Annotated in this window: 15 protein-coding genes and 1 pseudogene; 9 read left to right on the top strand and 7 right to left on the bottom strand. The window is 31.2% G+C overall.

The genetic code is table 11. From position 1 onward, the window contains the following. Positions 1-22: 22 nt before the first annotated feature. On the top strand, positions 23-562 hold the full coding sequence (locus SAMSHR1132_RS09780; protein ID WP_000351243.1) for a hypothetical protein: 540 nt from the start codon (positions 23-25) through the stop codon (positions 560-562). A 23-nt stretch (positions 563-585) separates the two neighbouring features. Here SAMSHR1132_RS09780 and SAMSHR1132_RS09785 read toward each other — a convergent pair whose 3' ends face one another. Beyond that, a complete protein-coding gene (locus SAMSHR1132_RS09785) occupies positions 586-846 on the bottom strand; it encodes a hypothetical protein (RefSeq protein WP_000435337.1) in 261 nt (86 codons plus the stop codon). A 17-nt stretch (positions 847-863) separates the two neighbouring features. After that, positions 864-1,088: a DUF739 family protein gene (locus SAMSHR1132_RS09790; RefSeq protein WP_000338186.1), complete on the bottom strand. Its 225-nt coding sequence runs from the start codon at positions 1,086-1,088 to the stop codon at positions 864-866. Between the two features lie 158 nt (positions 1,089-1,246). On the opposite strand from SAMSHR1132_RS09790, the gene SAMSHR1132_RS09795 reads away from it, so the two are divergent. The 5 genes and pseudogenes from SAMSHR1132_RS09795 to sph form a co-directional block, all read left to right on the top strand. Continuing rightward, entirely contained in the window at positions 1,247-2,017 is a 771-nt protein-coding gene (locus SAMSHR1132_RS09795) for a S24 family peptidase (RefSeq protein WP_001208476.1), read from the top strand. A gap of 199 nt (positions 2,018-2,216) precedes the next feature. Beyond that, positions 2,217-2,399, top strand: coding sequence for a hypothetical protein (locus SAMSHR1132_RS09800; RefSeq protein ID WP_000705240.1), 183 nt, complete (start codon positions 2,217-2,219; stop codon positions 2,397-2,399). Between the two features lie 77 nt (positions 2,400-2,476). Further along, positions 2,477-3,190 carry a type II toxin-antitoxin system PemK/MazF family toxin gene (locus SAMSHR1132_RS09805; protein WP_001549185.1) on the top strand — a complete coding sequence of 238 codons (714 nt, stop codon included), beginning with the start codon at positions 2,477-2,479 and terminating at the stop codon, positions 3,188-3,190. A 190-nt stretch (positions 3,191-3,380) separates the two neighbouring features. Then, positions 3,381-4,418, top strand: a complete 1,038-nt coding sequence (locus SAMSHR1132_RS09810) for a tyrosine-type recombinase/integrase (protein WP_000857198.1) — start codon at positions 3,381-3,383, stop codon at positions 4,416-4,418. Positions 4,419-4,474: 56 nt separating this feature from the next. Beyond that, positions 4,475-5,299 (top strand): annotated as a pseudogene (gene sph / locus SAMSHR1132_RS09815) (sphingomyelin phosphodiesterase); the annotation flags it as partial. 575 nt (positions 5,300-5,874) lie between these two features. Here sph and SAMSHR1132_RS09820 read toward each other — a convergent pair. Both SAMSHR1132_RS09820 and SAMSHR1132_RS09825 read right to left on the bottom strand, forming a co-directional pair. Then, positions 5,875-6,891, bottom strand: a complete 1,017-nt coding sequence (locus SAMSHR1132_RS09820; protein WP_000595211.1) for a leukocidin/hemolysin toxin family protein — start codon at positions 6,889-6,891, stop codon at positions 5,875-5,877. Positions 6,892-6,912: 21 nt separating this feature from the next. Then, complete coding sequence (locus tag SAMSHR1132_RS09825; RefSeq protein ID WP_000791422.1) at positions 6,913-7,965, bottom strand: leukocidin family pore-forming toxin; 1,053 nt, start codon at positions 7,963-7,965, stop codon at positions 6,913-6,915. Positions 7,966-8,391: 426 nt separating this feature from the next. Here SAMSHR1132_RS09825 and SAMSHR1132_RS09830 point away from each other — a divergent pair, with 426 nt between their 5' ends. Both SAMSHR1132_RS09830 and SAMSHR1132_RS09835 read left to right on the top strand, forming a co-directional pair. Beyond that, positions 8,392-9,615, top strand: coding sequence for an ArgE/DapE family deacylase (locus SAMSHR1132_RS09830; RefSeq protein WP_000206643.1), 1,224 nt, complete (start codon positions 8,392-8,394; stop codon positions 9,613-9,615). 617 nt (positions 9,616-10,232) lie between these two features. Continuing rightward, a complete protein-coding gene (locus tag SAMSHR1132_RS09835; protein WP_001045060.1) occupies positions 10,233-11,540 on the top strand; it encodes a TrkH family potassium uptake protein in 1,308 nt (435 codons plus the stop codon). Positions 11,541-12,133: 593 nt separating this feature from the next. Here SAMSHR1132_RS09835 and groL read toward each other — a convergent pair. Both groL and groES read right to left on the bottom strand, forming a co-directional pair. Then, complete coding sequence (gene groL, locus SAMSHR1132_RS09840; protein WP_001118817.1) at positions 12,134-13,750, bottom strand: chaperonin GroEL; 1,617 nt, start codon at positions 13,748-13,750, stop codon at positions 12,134-12,136. Positions 13,751-13,821: 71 nt separating this feature from the next. After that, positions 13,822-14,106 carry a co-chaperone GroES gene (gene groES, locus SAMSHR1132_RS09845; protein ID WP_000917286.1) on the bottom strand — a complete coding sequence of 95 codons (285 nt, stop codon included), beginning with the start codon at positions 14,104-14,106 and terminating at the stop codon, positions 13,822-13,824. Between the two features lie 176 nt (positions 14,107-14,282). On the opposite strand from groES, the gene mroQ reads away from it, so the two are divergent. Beyond that, positions 14,283-15,026 (top strand): CPBP family intramembrane glutamic endopeptidase MroQ, encoded by a 744-nt coding sequence (gene mroQ, locus SAMSHR1132_RS09850; protein WP_000197642.1) that lies wholly within the window; start codon positions 14,283-14,285, stop codon positions 15,024-15,026. Positions 15,027-15,051: 25 nt separating this feature from the next. Here mroQ and SAMSHR1132_RS09855 read toward each other — a convergent pair whose 3' ends face one another. Further along, a complete protein-coding gene (locus SAMSHR1132_RS09855; protein WP_000128235.1) occupies positions 15,052-16,272 on the bottom strand; it encodes an SdrH family protein in 1,221 nt (406 codons plus the stop codon). Between the last annotated feature and the right edge of the window lie 21 nt (positions 16,273-16,293).

Raw genomic sequence — 16,293 nt, forward strand, 5'->3', positions numbered from 1 at the left:
TCAACCTAAGGAGGTGATAAGTATGGACATAATCGCGATTTGTATCGCAATTTTTAGTTTCTTACTGACTGCACTTAAATATTATTTAGACTATATGAAAGATTCTCTTAACATCGATGTTATACCTACCAGAAGCTTTAATTACTTGGTCGATGACAAATCAAGTTACAACGATATAACATTTATTAATTTCACAAAGTTTCCCATTTCTGTTATTGACGTTGAATTTGATATTAAAAATAAAGTAAATGAACAAAAAACGTTCAAACCTATACGATATAAAGATAAAAACTACTCCATTCCATTTACTTTAGGACCTTATGAAAGTGTTGAATGTACTTTTTTGCTCGAAGAATATCCAGTGATATGGGAATGGGATGTGACTATCAAAGTCACTACCAACAAAGGAATCTATATAAAGCCTGTTATCATAGAATCGCGGACAGAACACCGAGAATCAGAGCCACAAGTGACAGAGTTAACATCAGCAAATAAGGTAAGTGCTCTTTCCAACCCCAAGGATGGTTTTTTAAAGAAGTTTTTATATCATTTAAAACCTTAAACATTTAAAATCCTCCCTTTCCGTCACTCTTTAATTGGAGTGGCGTTGATTTTTTCGTCTAACTTTTTCAATGCTAATTTGTAAATAACTGAAGCATGTTCGGTTTTAAAATGAGATTCAGCAATAATTTTCAATGTTTCTAATTTATTTCTTGCATCACCGTATGTGGTACTTTCTGATAGAACACCTTCTAAAATTTGTTGAACTCGATAATCTAAAAGTTTTAAGTCTTTATTGATGCATTGTTCGACACACTCTTCTTCGGTTAACGTGATTTGTTCCATTGTGTCCCTCCTTAAGTTCATATAACATGAACTTTTTCTTTAAAAAAATATAAGTGTATTTTCTCTACCGGTATATCTAGTAGTTGTATAGCTTTCCATATTTCACTGTCTTTCCAACCAACTTTACCGTTGAGTTTTAAGGATAAACTTCTCTCTGACAATTTCATAGCAATTGCAAAATTGTACTGAGTGCCATACTTTTCTACTATTTTCCCACTCAAACGTGAGTAGTCGTAACACATAAAAGCACCTCCTCTCAAGTTCACGTATCATGAACTTAAATATACTTTACACCTTGTTTTGAATCAAGCCAATACAAAAATTCATGATTTATGAACTTTTTTGTTGAATTTTTGTTCAACAAGCTTTATTATGAAGTTATCAAACGGAGGTGCACTAAATGAGAGAAAAAGTTTCAAATAGACTTAAACACATTATGAAAATAAGAAACTTAAAACAAGTAGATATCATTAATAAATCGAAACCTTATCAAAAGAAACTAGGTATATCTTTAAGTAAAAGCACTTTATCTCAATATATTAACGACGTACAATCACCCGACCAAGATAGAATTTACCTACTTTCTAAAACTCTGAACGTTGGTGAAGCGTGGCTTATGGGGTATGATGTAGATTCTTATCGAGTTCCTGATGAAGAACGTCAAGATGAAACGATAATGTCAAAAATCAATAACATATTTTCTCAACTCACACCTCCCCGCCAAGAAAACGTACTTAACTATGCAAATGAACATTTGGAAGAACAGAATAAAGTCACTTCTATAGATGGATATAAAGAGTCTAAACTAGTATCGTATATTGCATGTGGTGCAACTGGTGCTGGCATAGGAGAAGAATTATATGATGACATATTACATGAAGAAGTATTTTTTAAAGAAGACGAAACGCCATCAAATGCTGATTTTTGTATTTTAGTTAATGGTGATTCAATGGAACCTATGTTAAAACAAGGAACATACGCTTTTATTAAGAAAGAAGATTCTATTAAAGATGGTACAATTGCACTCGTTGTATTAGATGGAGTAAGTCTTATCAAGCGTGTAGATATATGCGAAGACTATATTAATTTGGTATCTCTAAATCCGAAGTATGATGATATCAAAGTCGCTTCGTTTAGTGATATTAAAGTAATGGGCAAAGTTGTATTGTGATTAATAACGTATATTTAGCGCTTTAATATAAATATAAACAAAGGAGAAATTGACATGAAAAAAGCAATCTTAACTTTAAGTCTTATATTTATTACCTACTACCTCACTTTTAAATATATGTGGATTAAAGAATTGAAGTATTAATCATGCTTATTTGAAAAAGACGTCTATTTCAGCAGTGTTTGAAAGGAAGTTTATAATGAAAATAACTAATTGCAAAATAAAAAAAGAAACTATAGTATATGAAGTTTTAACTAGTGGTAATCAACCATTCACTTATGAGTTACCTAAAGATTTATCGTCACATAATGCGCGTAAATACTTGGAATTTATTTCACAAAAAATAGATGGCGATAAGTTAACCAAAGAAGATTCATTATGATTTTACTAATCAAAAAACGTCTACAAGTGTAGACGTTGAATGGTGGTGAGAGTGTGAGCGAGAATAAAGGAGAAATGATGACGCATAATATAGAAAAACGCATTAATAAATTAAAAACTTCTGGAAATCCAAAATTTAAAAAATTAGATTCAGATATTCACTATTTACTCAAGAGATTTGAAGGTGAAAAAAACCATAAAGGTTTTTATCCAAAGTTTAAACAAGGAGAAATAGTTTTTGTAGATTTCGGTATAAACGTTAATAAAGAATTCTCTAATTCACACTTTGCAATAGTGATGAATAAAAATGATTCTAATACGGAAGATATAGTAAATGTTATTCCCTTATCTTCTAAAGAAAACAAAAAGTATTTAAAGATGAATTTTGATTTGAAATGGGAGTATTATTTAAGATTGTTTTTAAATTTAATTAGCGCGCAAAATAATTCAGCTATATTAAAAGAAGTTTTCGATAAAAAATACCAAAAAAACAACACAGAATTCATCACTAAAGATTATTTTAGTGAATTTATATCTGATAGTTTAGAAATTGAAAATAAATTAAATAAAATTGACAGAAACATTAATAACATAGTATCAGCAATTGATAAGGTAAAAAAATTAAAAGGTAATAGTTACGCTTGCATAAATTCTTTCCAGCCGATTAGTAAGTTTCGCATAAGAAAAGTTTTACCCCAAAAAATTAAAAATCCAGTAATAGATTCTTCGGATATTATGTTACTGATAAATAGAATTAATAATAATATATTGCAGATTCCTGATATAAGATGATATAATTTTAATATATTAAAGGTTTATCCTTTAAAACACGTATATATTCGTTACCATTTTTGGTAATTAACCATGTAATCTTATAACTATAAGTGGCGTCTGTATTTTATACAGGCGTCTTTTTTTATACAATTTTCATGGGTAGCCCGCCTACCCTTATTATTTTTTGCCAATTTTGAGGAGGGAACGCATGAAAACACGTTGTTACGATGGTAAAAAATGGCAATATGAATTTAAGTATGAAGGAAAAAGATACCGTAAGAAAGGTTTTAGAACAAAGCGTGAAGCTAATTCTGCTGGACTAGACAAGTTAAATGAGTTAAGAAGTGGTTTTAATATAGATAACTATATAACTCTTGAAGAATACTTCGAAAATTGGATTAAAACGTATAAACAACCTGTTGTTAAAGAAAATACCTACCGTCATTATAGAAATGCATTACAACATATACAAAAACATAAAATAGGTAAAATGGAGTTATCAAAGATAAATAGACAAGTTTATCAGAAATTCATAAACGATTATTCAAAAGAACACGCAAAAGAAACTATAAGAAAAACAAACGGTGCTATTCGGTCAGCTTTAGATGACGCATTATATGATGGGCTTATTTTTAAAAATCCCGCTTATAAAGTTAATTATAAAGCCGGAAAACCTACGAAGTCAGAACAAGAAAAATTCATCTCGGTAACTGAATATGAAATACTAAAAGATCACGTCAGAAAGAAGAGAACTCGTTCATCATTAGCGCTATTCATAATGATTTGTACGGGTTGTCGTGTCAGTGGTGCAAGAAATATAAAGATTGAGCATATCAACCAAGTGAAAAACACTATATTTATTGACGAGCGAAAAACCGATACTTCCCCTAGATATATCAGTATCGCTAAATCTGATATGAAACACATTATGGACGTCATAAGTACATTTGCAATTAGCTATGATGGTTACATTTTCAAAGAAGCCGGATCTATAATTAACCTTCATGCTATCAATAATGCTTTGAAATCAGCCTGTAGAGTCAATAATATACCAATTATTACATCGCACGCATTAAGACACACTCATTGTTCTTATTTACTAGCAAAAGGTGTATCTATACATTACATTTCTAAAAGATTAGGTCATAAAAATATAGCAATAACTACATCCGTGTATTCTCATTTGTTAGAAGAAAAATTTAATGAAGAGGACAAAAAAACAACTAAAATTTTAGAAAGTATGTAATTTAGGGACCCATTAGGGACTCCAAACCCAATAAATACTGTTGTTACAAGGTTTCTATGTATCCGAACTGGGGCCAATATAAACGAGCTGATTTAATTGGTCAGTCTTCATATATTAAAAATAATGATGTTGTTATTTTCAATGAAGCATTTGATAATGGTGCATCTGATAAGTTATTAAATAATGTTAAAAAAGAATATCCATATCAAACACCTGTGCTTGGTCGTTCTCATTCTGGTTGGGATAAAACTGAAGGTAATTATTCTAATACAGTTGCTGAAGATGGTGGCGTAGCAATTGTAAGTAAATATCCGATTAAAGAAAAAATTCAACATGTTTTCAAAAGCGGTTGTGGATTTGATAATGATAGTAACAAAGGATTTGTTTATACAAAAATAGAAAAAAATGGTAAAAACGTCCATGTTATCGGAACACATACACAATCAGAAGATACTCGTTGTGGTGCTGGTCATGATAGAAAAATTAGAGCTGAACAAATGAAAGAAATTAGCGACTTTGTTAAAAAGAAAAACATCCCTAAAGACGAAACTGTATATATCGGTGGCGACTTGAATGTCAATAAAGGTACTGAAGAGTTCAAAGATATGCTTAAAAACTTAAACGTTAATGATGTTTTATATGCAGGTCACAACAGTACATGGGATCCAAAATCGAATTCTATTGCAAAATATAATTATCCTAATGGCAAACCAGAACATTTAGACTATATATTCACAGACAAAGATCATAAACAACCTAAGCAATTAATCAATGAGGTTGTTACTGAAAAACCAAAACCATGGGATGTATATGCGTTCCCTTACTATTATGTATACAATGATTTTTCAGATCATTACCCAATCAAAGCCTATAGTAAATAGTGCTCAACAAACTACATCGCTTCGGTCGTTTTGATCGAAGCGATTTTTATCTTCTGATAATCTTATTTGCTCTAGTTTCTTCATTAAATTATAGATACTTCAGTTTTAAAGTCAGATGCTTATTTCAATTTAATACATACGCCTTTTGACAATAATATAAAAGTAGGGAGTAAGACAGAAATAATAAAGAACCACTAATGATTTATTATGTAGTGGTTCTTATACATTAGCCACAGTTCATGTGTACTTAAAAATAGGAATACATGAATAAAACGCATGCATAAGAAATACTAATTTCTATAGAAAAAGTATTTCTTTATCGTTGTCCTACCCCAACTTGCATTGTTTGTAGAATTTCTTCTTGAAATTCTCTATGTTGGGGCCCCGACCCCAACTTGCACATTTTTGTAAGCTGACTTTATGTCAGCTTCTGTGTTGGGGCCCCAGCCCCAACTTGCATTGTCTGTAGAATTTCTTCTTGAAATTCTCTGTGTCGGGCCCCGCAGTCAACTTCTGTCAATATAACATTGTAGAGTCTAGGACATTGATTTATATCCCAGACTCTACCATAAACCTTATTTTTTCTCTTTATCATCTAAAGCTTTAATGAATTTTACATCGTGCGTCTTCCAATCTACTTCGTATAAAGCTGACAATTTTTCTTCTTTCTGATCTACATGGTTTTTACCTGTCCAATATCCCCAGAATCCATGTCGCATCCAATCTATTTTAAAATCATCCATTGTACGTTTATAATGAACTACAAATTTTGATTTCCCTTTATCTTTCTTATCATGTGACATAACAGCTAAAAACTCAGGATTAAATCCTTCAGACACAGTTACAGGCATTTTATTTTTCGGTGTAAAATTATCTTTCGCCCATAAATTACCATTTCTTGTTAATGTGAAAATTTCACTACCCACTCTATTATCACTATCATTAGTTAATTGTCTTGTATGGTCATGTCCCATATTATTTATTAAATGTGCTTCTACTTTCCAACCTACACCTTTATTTGTCGCAGGTTGATCAATTAATGTACGATATGATGGTTGTTGATAACTTATTGTTTCTGAATAATTACGTTCTTTCGTAATATTACCAGTAATGCCTCCTGGACTAATAGAGAAATCTCCACCTGTTTTATAACCATATGTGTATTTAACTTCTCTTGTTTCATCTTGATTTTTCGGAGCAAAATCTGTCACTTTTGTATTCGTGTTATTATCTACATTTTGAATTGAAACTGAATATGAACCTGGCCATCTTAACGTGCTATTCCAATAACCATTTGGGTCTAATATTTTCAATCCACTACCAATCGTTCCTTTTGCTTTGATAAAAACTGTTTCTTTATCATAATTAGGTTCAGTTAAAAAATTAAATTGTAAACTTTGAGAGATTTTTTTCTGAGAATCACTAGTTGTAGCTGTACGTGTGAACATTTTTGTATTTCCATCTATATTTTGCTCAGAAACTTGTGTGATTTCTGATTTAATCTTTGCAAATGAGGTTGCCGGGAATACAGTTAAAGTAGTTGATAACGCTAAACTACAGATTGTGATATTTTTACATATTTGTTTAATCATTTGTAATCCTTCCCTTCAAATTTATCCTTCTCTAAACGGCTGGTCATCTGAGTATTTATCAACGACCTTAACTGTTTTATTTTTCCAATCAACTTCATAAGTCACTATAAATCTATGACCTACTTTATTTTTCTCTAAAATTGGCGGTGCATAATGTAGACCAGGACTATTTTTCAAAATATCTTGATTTCGTGTGTATGTTACTTCAAATTGCGTTTTCTCGTTCGACTTTTCATTAGATAAATAAGTTAAAAATTCTGGATTAAATCCACTTCTGACAAGAGCTGGATATCTATATTTAGCAGCAAAACTTGATTCAGGATTATCTACTGAAGACGTTCTAGTATTTCTATAGAATAAAAATTCATCATTTCTATTTTTTACTTCTCCACCATATTTCAAATCATTCGCTATAACCGACCAATGCACATGCCAGTTATTATTTTTACCGCTCGCAATTGTGTCATAATTTTGCTGATTGTAACTAATCGTTTGTGAATAGCTATTTGAAGAGTTTCGTCCAATACCTTTTATTGAATCGAATTTACCTCCAAGCGTATATGAAAACGTACTATCTACTTTCGCAGTTGAAATTTTATTTTTCGGTAATTGATCTAATATCTCAGTTTTAGGATTTCTTTTCACTTGGAAATCTACGTGATATTCACTTGGATATTTTAGCCACGTTGAATTTTTTTCTTCTTTATGAGACTCAAATTTCAAATTTGAATGAATTGAACCTTGTTTTTTAACAAGTAATACATCTTTGTCATATGTTGGATCATCGATGAAATTGAATTCTAAATTTTGCAAGATATTCGTTTTCTCATCATATTCTGATTCGGTGCGCTTTGTGACTTTACCATTTTTACCAACATCATCTGGCGCTGCGACATTCTTACCTTTCTTAGTTGAATCTTGCTTGTCTTTTTGTTGAGCTTTATCAACATGTTCTTTCTTATTTTGATCTTGTGAGTCTTTATGAGCTGAATTTGCTTGAGTCGTTGCTGCTGATAACAATAAAAGTGCGCATGATAATGATGACGCTAATAAAACACGTTTTTTATTTTTCATTGTTATAACCTTCTTTCATATAATTTTCGTATATTTAATAATTGTTGATATGTATCGACATGTGAATAGTATCACAAAATCAAGGGATATATATTTAACTATTTATTAAATCATTTTGTTAATATTATTAAATACTTTTTTTGCTATAAAATTAATATGTGTACAAGGTGTTTTATTCAGTAAGTATTCTTATTAGAAGTAATTGTATGTAGGTTCGTAAATTGTAGTTGCTTTGTCTAAATAAATTTTATTGCAACCTATTTATTCCAAAAAAGAGATAATAAAAAAATTTACTGCTGTATATAGAGGTTTAATTCTGTAAATCAAAATTAAATAACGCACTATATTCTTTAATGAATATAATGTTTAAGTCCAAAAAATATGTTTATATAGTAATATATACTATTTTTTAAAGGTGTGATTTTAATGACAACTTTTAGCGAGAAGGAAAAAATTCAATTATTAGCAGATATTGTTGAACTTCAAACAGAGAATAATAATGAAATTGAAGTTTGTGAATATTTAAAAGGTTTATTAGCCAAATACAATATCGACTCTAAAATTTTAAATGTTAATGATCAAAGAGCTAATATCGTTGCAGAAATTGGAACTGGTTCTCCTGTACTAGCATTGAGTGGTCATATGGACGTTGTTGATGCTGGAAATAGTGATAACTGGACATACCCTCCTTTTAAATTGACAGAAAAAGAAGGCAAGCTATATGGAAGAGGTACAACTGATATGAAAGGCGGTCTTATGGCTTTGGTCATATCATTCATCGAATTAAAGGAACAAAATCGATTACCTCAAGGAACACTTCGATTGCTTGCTACAGCAGGTGAAGAAAAGGAACAAGAAGGTGCAAAATTATTTGCAAAAGAAGGATATTTAGATGATGTAGACGGTTTAATTATTGCTGAACCAACTGGCTCTGGCATATTTTATGCGCATAAAGGATCAATGTCATGTAAAGTTACTGCTACTGGTAAAGCTGTACATAGTTCAATCCCTTTTATTGGAGATAATGCTATCGACACATTGTTAGAATTTTATAATCAGTTTAAAGAAAAATATACAGATCTTAAAAAATATGATACAGAACATCAACTTGATGTCGCACCTATGTTTAAGTCATTTATCGGCAATGCTATTTCTGAAGAAGAAGCAAATTATGCTTCTGGACTTACGGCAGTTTGTTCAATTGCACGCGGTGGAAAACAATTTAATTCAGTACCTGATGAAGCGTCACTAGAATTTAATGTTAGACCTGTTCCAGAATATGATAATGATTTTGTTGAAAAGTTCTTTCAAGATATTATTAATGATGTAAATAAAAATAAACTTAACCTTGAAATTCCTAGCAATCATCGACCTGTAACAAGCGATAAAAATAGTAAATTAGTAACTACGTTAAAAGAAATTGTTTCTAACTATGTGAATAAAGATGATATATTTATCGCTGCTCATGTAGGTGCTACGGATGCTTCCAGCTTCTTAGGAGATAATAAGAATAATGTGGACTTAGCTATTTTCGGCCCAGGTAATCCTATAATGGCACATCAAATTGATGAATTTATTGAAAAAGATATGTATCTTAAATATATTGATATTTATGAAGAAGCAATCATTAAATATTTAAAAGAAAAATAAGAGGTATACTGTCAGCAATATTTTTCGTCTTGCTGGCAGTTTTTTATTTTAATTTTATGTTTCAAGCCCAAAAATAGAAATAACAACTAACATTATTTGGATGTAAATATTAAAATATGAACAAGCACATTTTCATTGCCAAAACGATTTAAAGTAGAAACAATCATGATCAATTATTGCACATAACTTGACTAATGGCCTTTCAAAAATGTCGCCTTCCAATAGTTTAGTCGACTAACGGAAACCTTCTCATAAAATATTTTCATACAATAATTTAATATTTTTTTTAAACCAAGTGCGCAAATTTTATGATTAACAGTAAGAATATAATATACGTAATTAAATATTTAAAATTTTACTGATATTGTCTCCATACTCTTCATCCCATTTATATTTGGCATTATCTTCTGATCAAAAATTCCTTTTAAAATTTTTTGCTGAAATAACACTGTTATCAAGCTGACAATGAATTAGTTTTATATTTTATATTCATTTTCTATTAAAAATATATAAAGAATTAGTCAATGCTTGTTATTATTATACATCAGTAACATTTCCATTTTCATTTATGATATTATCTAATTATTAATTTATAATATAAAGGAGCATGCAATAAAATGAACAAAGTCCACAAACCTTTATATTTTTATTTAATCCTATTCTTCTCTACAACTATCATAGGTGCACTTTTATTATATTTACCTTTCACTGGTAAAAAGCCAATATCTTTTTTGGATGCTCTTTTTATAGCTTCAAGTGCATTCACAGTGACTGGCTTGTCTCCAGTCGATATAGGGTCACAGTTTAATATACTTGGTGAAATAGTAATACTGTTATTAATTCAAATAGGTGGCCTAGGTATCGTAACCGTAACCTTATTAACACTAGTATTTTTAAATAGAAAAATATCAATGAAAAATAGATTCTTGATTATGGTTACATGGAATATTGACGAACCTGGTGGTGTTATCAAGCTAATTAAACACTTGGCTATTTATAGTTTAGTCACTGAATTAATTGGTATGTTTTGTTTGTGTTTATCTTTTATACCAAAATTTGGTATTGGTAAAGGTTTATTTTTAAGTTTATTCACATCAGTGTCAGCTTTTAATAATGCTGGATTTGCTCTTTTTAAGAATAACTTAATAGATTTTTCTAATGATCCAATTGTGATTATCACAATCTCAATACTCATAATATTGGGAGGTATTGGACATTTTGTCGTAATAGACTTTATTAATTGTAAAAAACTGAGTCGTTTATCTTTGCACTCTAAATTAGTCTTAACTACAACTAGTATCCTAATAATTATAGGATCTATTACATTCTTTTTATTAGAACAGTTTAATACGATGCAACATATGGGATTAGTTGAAAAAATCGGAAATTCTATTTTCCAATCAGTAACAACACGTACAGCCGGTTTTAACACTATTGATATAGCAAACATTAACAAATCTACCGCCTTAATGTTAATGCTACTTATGTTTATTGGTGGTGCGCCTCTTAGTGCAGCTGGGGGAATTAAAATAACTACTTTTGCAGTGGCGTTTATATTTGTTCTAAATTATATACGTAAAGAAAATAATGTTTCAGTATTCAATAAAGAAATATCTGATAAACACATAAAGCTATCTATTGTTACCATTAATATCTCATTTCTATTTATCAGTATAATTACTTTTATATTATCGATAATTAATCCGAATATATCATTAATCAAGTTATTATTCGAAGTGGTTTCTGCATTTGGAACAGTAGGTTTAACTATGAACCTTACCACAGAATATCATGGTATAACTAAAATGATTATTATATTGGTTATGCTCTGCGGTAAAGTAGGACTATTAACTTTATTAAGAACATTTATACCACCTAAAAGTCCTAAAAAATTCCGCTACACTAAAGGACAAATTTATCTATAAAAATAACTATCAATCTATACTGAGAAATCATCTAGTGTAATGAATACATTTTATTTAGAGTCTGGGACATAAATCAATGTTCTAGGCTCTACAATGTAATATTGGCATTTATTGACTAAATAAAAATGCTCTTGTAACAAGCTTTTTCAATTTTAGTCAACCTTGCCAATGTACTAGATTAGTGGCAGAACGAGCTACATGTATATAATTTTGTTTTTACTGATATTAATGACTATCCACTTGTGGTTTAAAATGATTCAATGTGAATTCAATCAATGATGTCACCCATCCATTAAAAATTTCATCAAGCACTTATCCATTTCGTCATTCGCAATGTACATTACTTATTGAGGATGTTGTACAAATTAAAAAATTACAAGAACGATTACGCCACAAAGATATAAATACCCCTCTAAATACCATTATGAATCTCAATAACAAATTAGCACATAAAAAAGACGCCTCCCATAAGCTTAGTCAACTTATGGAAGACGTCTTTCTAAAACATGCTATTTGTGCATCTAATATTTACTTATAATGAATCATACTCATCCGTAATGTAATTTTCTAGTAAGGTAAAACTAAAAACAGTTTTACATCATTCCTGGCATGCCACCCATATTTGGTTGGTCATTATTTTTTTCTGGGATTGATGCTACAACCGCTTCAGTTGTTAAGAACATTGCTGCAACACTTGCTGCATGTTGTAATGCTGAGCGTGTTACTTTCGTTGGGTCAACGATACCTGCTTCTAACATGTTCACCCATTCATTTGTAGCAGCGTTAAATCCAACACCCGGTTCTGCATTTTTCAAACGTTCTACAATAACAGAACCTTCTAGTCCTGCATTTTCAGCAATTTGGCGAACTGGTGCAGTTAAAGCTTTAAGTACAATATTCACACCTGTTTCAATATCACCTTCTGCTTCAATTTCACTTACTTTTTGGTAAACATTTACTAATGCAGTACCACCACCTGCAACAATACCTTCTTCTACAGCTGCACGTGTTGAGTTTAATGCATCTTCAATACGTAATTTACGTTCTTTAAGTTCTGTTTCACTCGCTGCACCTACTTTAATAACTGCAACACCGCCTGCTAACTTAGCTAAGCGCTCTTGTAATTTTTCACGATCAAAGTCAGATTCAGTTTCTTCAATTTGAGATTTCAATTGGCTTACGCGTGCATCAATACTGTTTTCATCACCATCACCATCAACAACAGTCGTATTATCTTTAGTAACCTCAACTTTACTTGCAGTACCTAACATATCAATCGTTGCATCTTTAAGGTCTAGTCCTAAATCATCAGTAATTACTTGTGCACCAGTTAAAATAGCCAAATCTTCTAACATTGCTTTACGGCGATCACCAAATCCTGGTGCTTTAACAGCAACAGCTGTAAATGTACCACGCATGCGGTTTAGCACGATATTTGTTAACGCATCTCCTTCAACTTCATCTGCAACAATTAAGATAGGACGATTTGATTGAACTACTTGTTCTAATAAAGGTAAGATATCTTGGAATGATGAGATTTTTTTATCTGTCACTAAAATGTACGGGCGTTCTAATTCAGCAACCATTTTATCTGAATCAGTAACCATATACGGTGATTGATAACCACGATCAAACTGCATACCTTCAACTACTTCTAGTTCAGTATTCAAACCATTTGACTCTTCAATTGTAATGACACCATCATTACCTACTTTTTCCATCGCTTCTGAAATATAACGTCCAATTTCTTCATCTGCTGCAGAAATTGCACCTACTTGCGCTATTTCATTTTTATTTTCAACTTTTTGAGAATTTTCATGTAATGCTTCTACAGCAACTTTCACTGCTTTATCAATACCTTGACGTAAACCTACTGGATTAGCACCACTTGTGACATTTTTCAATCCTTCTTGAATCATTGCTTGAGCTAATACTGTCGCAGTTGTAGTACCGTCACCTGCAATTTCGTTTGTTTTATTTGCTACTTCTTGAACTAATTTCGCACCCATATTTTCATATGGATCTTCTAATTCAATTTCTTTGGCAATCGTTACACCATCATTCGTAATTAAAGGTGCTGTAAACTCTTTATCTAAAACAACGTTACGTCCTTTAGGACCAATTGTAACTTTAACAGCATTTGCAAGTTGATCAACACCACGCAACATTGCTTGACGTGCATCTTCAGAGAATTTCAATTGTTTAGCCATATATAATAAACCTCCATTTTTTAATGTTTGATTATTGTTCTTAATAATTTATTTATGAATTAAGTTCTGTATTATTCAATAACTGCTAAAATATCTTCTTCATTTAATACCAGATATGTTTCATTATCTCGTTTAACTTCTATACCAGCATATTGTTGGAACACGACACGGTCCCCTTCTTTCACTTCAGGAGTCACTCTTGTACCATCATTTAATAGACGTCCAGTTCCTACTGCAACGATAACGCCTTCGTTTGATTTTTCTTTAGCACTATCAGTTAAAACAATACCACTTTTAGTTGTTTGTTCTTGTTCTTTTTTCTCAATAATCACACGATTTCCAATTGGTTTTAGCATGATTGTTCCTCCTTAAAAAAACCTAAAGTTTAGCACTTAACATTAAAGAGTGCTAACATACATTTATAATAATCAAATTTGGTCAAAATTTCAAGTCATAACCATTTGATTAAGTTTTGTAACTTCATGTTATTTAAGATAAAATAAGTTATAAATAAAATATATGGAGGAAAATTATGACAAGACTATGGGCATCATTGCTAACTGTTATTATATATTTATTGTCGCAATTTTTACCGGCAGTCATTTTAAAAGCACCACAATTTGCACAATATAGTGGTTTGGAACAACAAAAAGCCGGCATCTATATTCAACTCGTTCTATTTTTAATTGCGGCTACTACGATTATTTTTATTAATTTTAAAATCAAAGACCCTACAAGATTAGAATCCGAAGTAAAGGAACCTAATAAATACATTATTCCATGGGCATTACTTGGATTTGCACTTGTCATGGTTTATCAATTTATAGTGAGCATTGTATTAACGCAAATTTATGGTGGACAACAAGTAAGTCCTAATACAGAAAAGCTAATTATTATTGCTCGAAAAATACCTATATTTATCTTCTTTGTATCTATTATCGGTCCTTTATTAGAAGAATACGTATTCAGAAAAGTCATCTTTGGAGAATTATTTAATGCGATTAAAGGCAATCGTATCGTGGCATTTGTTATTGCTACAACAGTAAGTTCATTAATATTTGCATTAGCTCATAATGATTTCAAATTTATTCCAGTTTATTTTGGTATGGGTGTCATTTTTTCATTAGCATATGTATGGACAAAACGACTTGCTGTTCCAATTATTATCCATATGTTACAAAACGGATTTGTAGTCATATTCCAATTACTAAATCCAGAAACAATGAAAAAGACAACCGAGCAAGCAAGTTTTATTTATCATATTTTTATGCCATAACATAACAAAACGAATCACTGACGGATTAAAGTCGTTGTGATTCGTTTTTATTTTGCTTTTTATGACGTTTTATAATAAAGATTAACATCGTTGTAAAAATTAAAATCATTGAACAAATAATAGCTATCCAACTTTTACCATACACTGTTGTTTCGCTTTTCTTATTTTCTTTTTGTTTTTTTACAACTGTAAAATCATCTTTTTCATGTGGTTCAAATGCACGATGTTTCGTGTCTGTCTTATCTTCTGGTTTTTTTAAATCTGGCATCGATCCAATTTCACCAGTAATTAAAGCCAAAACTTGTTCATCCAAATTACGATAGTATCTTTCTGATTTCAACGGGTTGAAATATTGGAACCTAAAGTAATTCGATTGCTGTTGTAATCCATTTAAATATGCATTTCCGCTAAAGTTTTGTTTGCGAATAATATTATAAATGTCTTCATCAGTAACTTCGCCAAAATCTTTACCCAACTTATTAATTTGATTTAAAATATATGGATTATATTTATAAGCCCCATTTGCCAATGCTAAAAATCGTTGTGATACAAAATCATTGTTATTAGGTTTTTGTGAGTTCCCTTGATTTCCATTTGATTGCCATTGACCTTGATTAGATCCATCCGAAGCATTCGGATTCCATGTTCCTCCATTTTTCGAGCCACCAGAATGATTGGAATCCCCAGGTTGATTGGGATTAGGAAGCGGATTCGGCTTTGGTTTATCTGGGTCTGGTTTTGGATCCGGATTCGGCTTTGGTTTATCTGGATCTGGTTTCGGATCCGGATTTGGTTTCGGTTTATCTGGATCTGGTTTCGGATCCGGATTTGGTTTCGGTTTATCTGGGTCTGGTTTCGGATCCGGATTTGGCTTCGGTTTATCTGGGTCTGGTTTCGGATCCGGATTTGGCTTCGGTTTATCTGGATCTGGTTTCGGATCCGGGTTTGGTTTCGAGTTATCTGGATTCACTTGGTTTGAATCAGAATTGGCATCTCGATTATTCGAGCCTGTTCCTCCATTATCAGAAGGACTTGGTTGATGAGGTGCCCCAGTCCCATTATTACTTTCATTTAGTTCATTGGATGGAGATGTTGATGTTGAATCATTATTCATATTTGGAGCAGGCGTTTCTTCATTTACGTTAGTTTTCGCTTCAACTGTATGCGTCACAATACCGACTCCTGAACTACTTAAAACAAATATACTTGTTGAAAGTAACATTTTCTTAACCCAATGACATGTCATTTCACGAGACACCTCCCTTTT

The sequence above is a fragment of the Staphylococcus argenteus genome (genome assembly GCF_000236925.1).
GTDB classification, from domain to species: Bacteria; Bacillota; Bacilli; order Staphylococcales; family Staphylococcaceae; genus Staphylococcus; species Staphylococcus argenteus.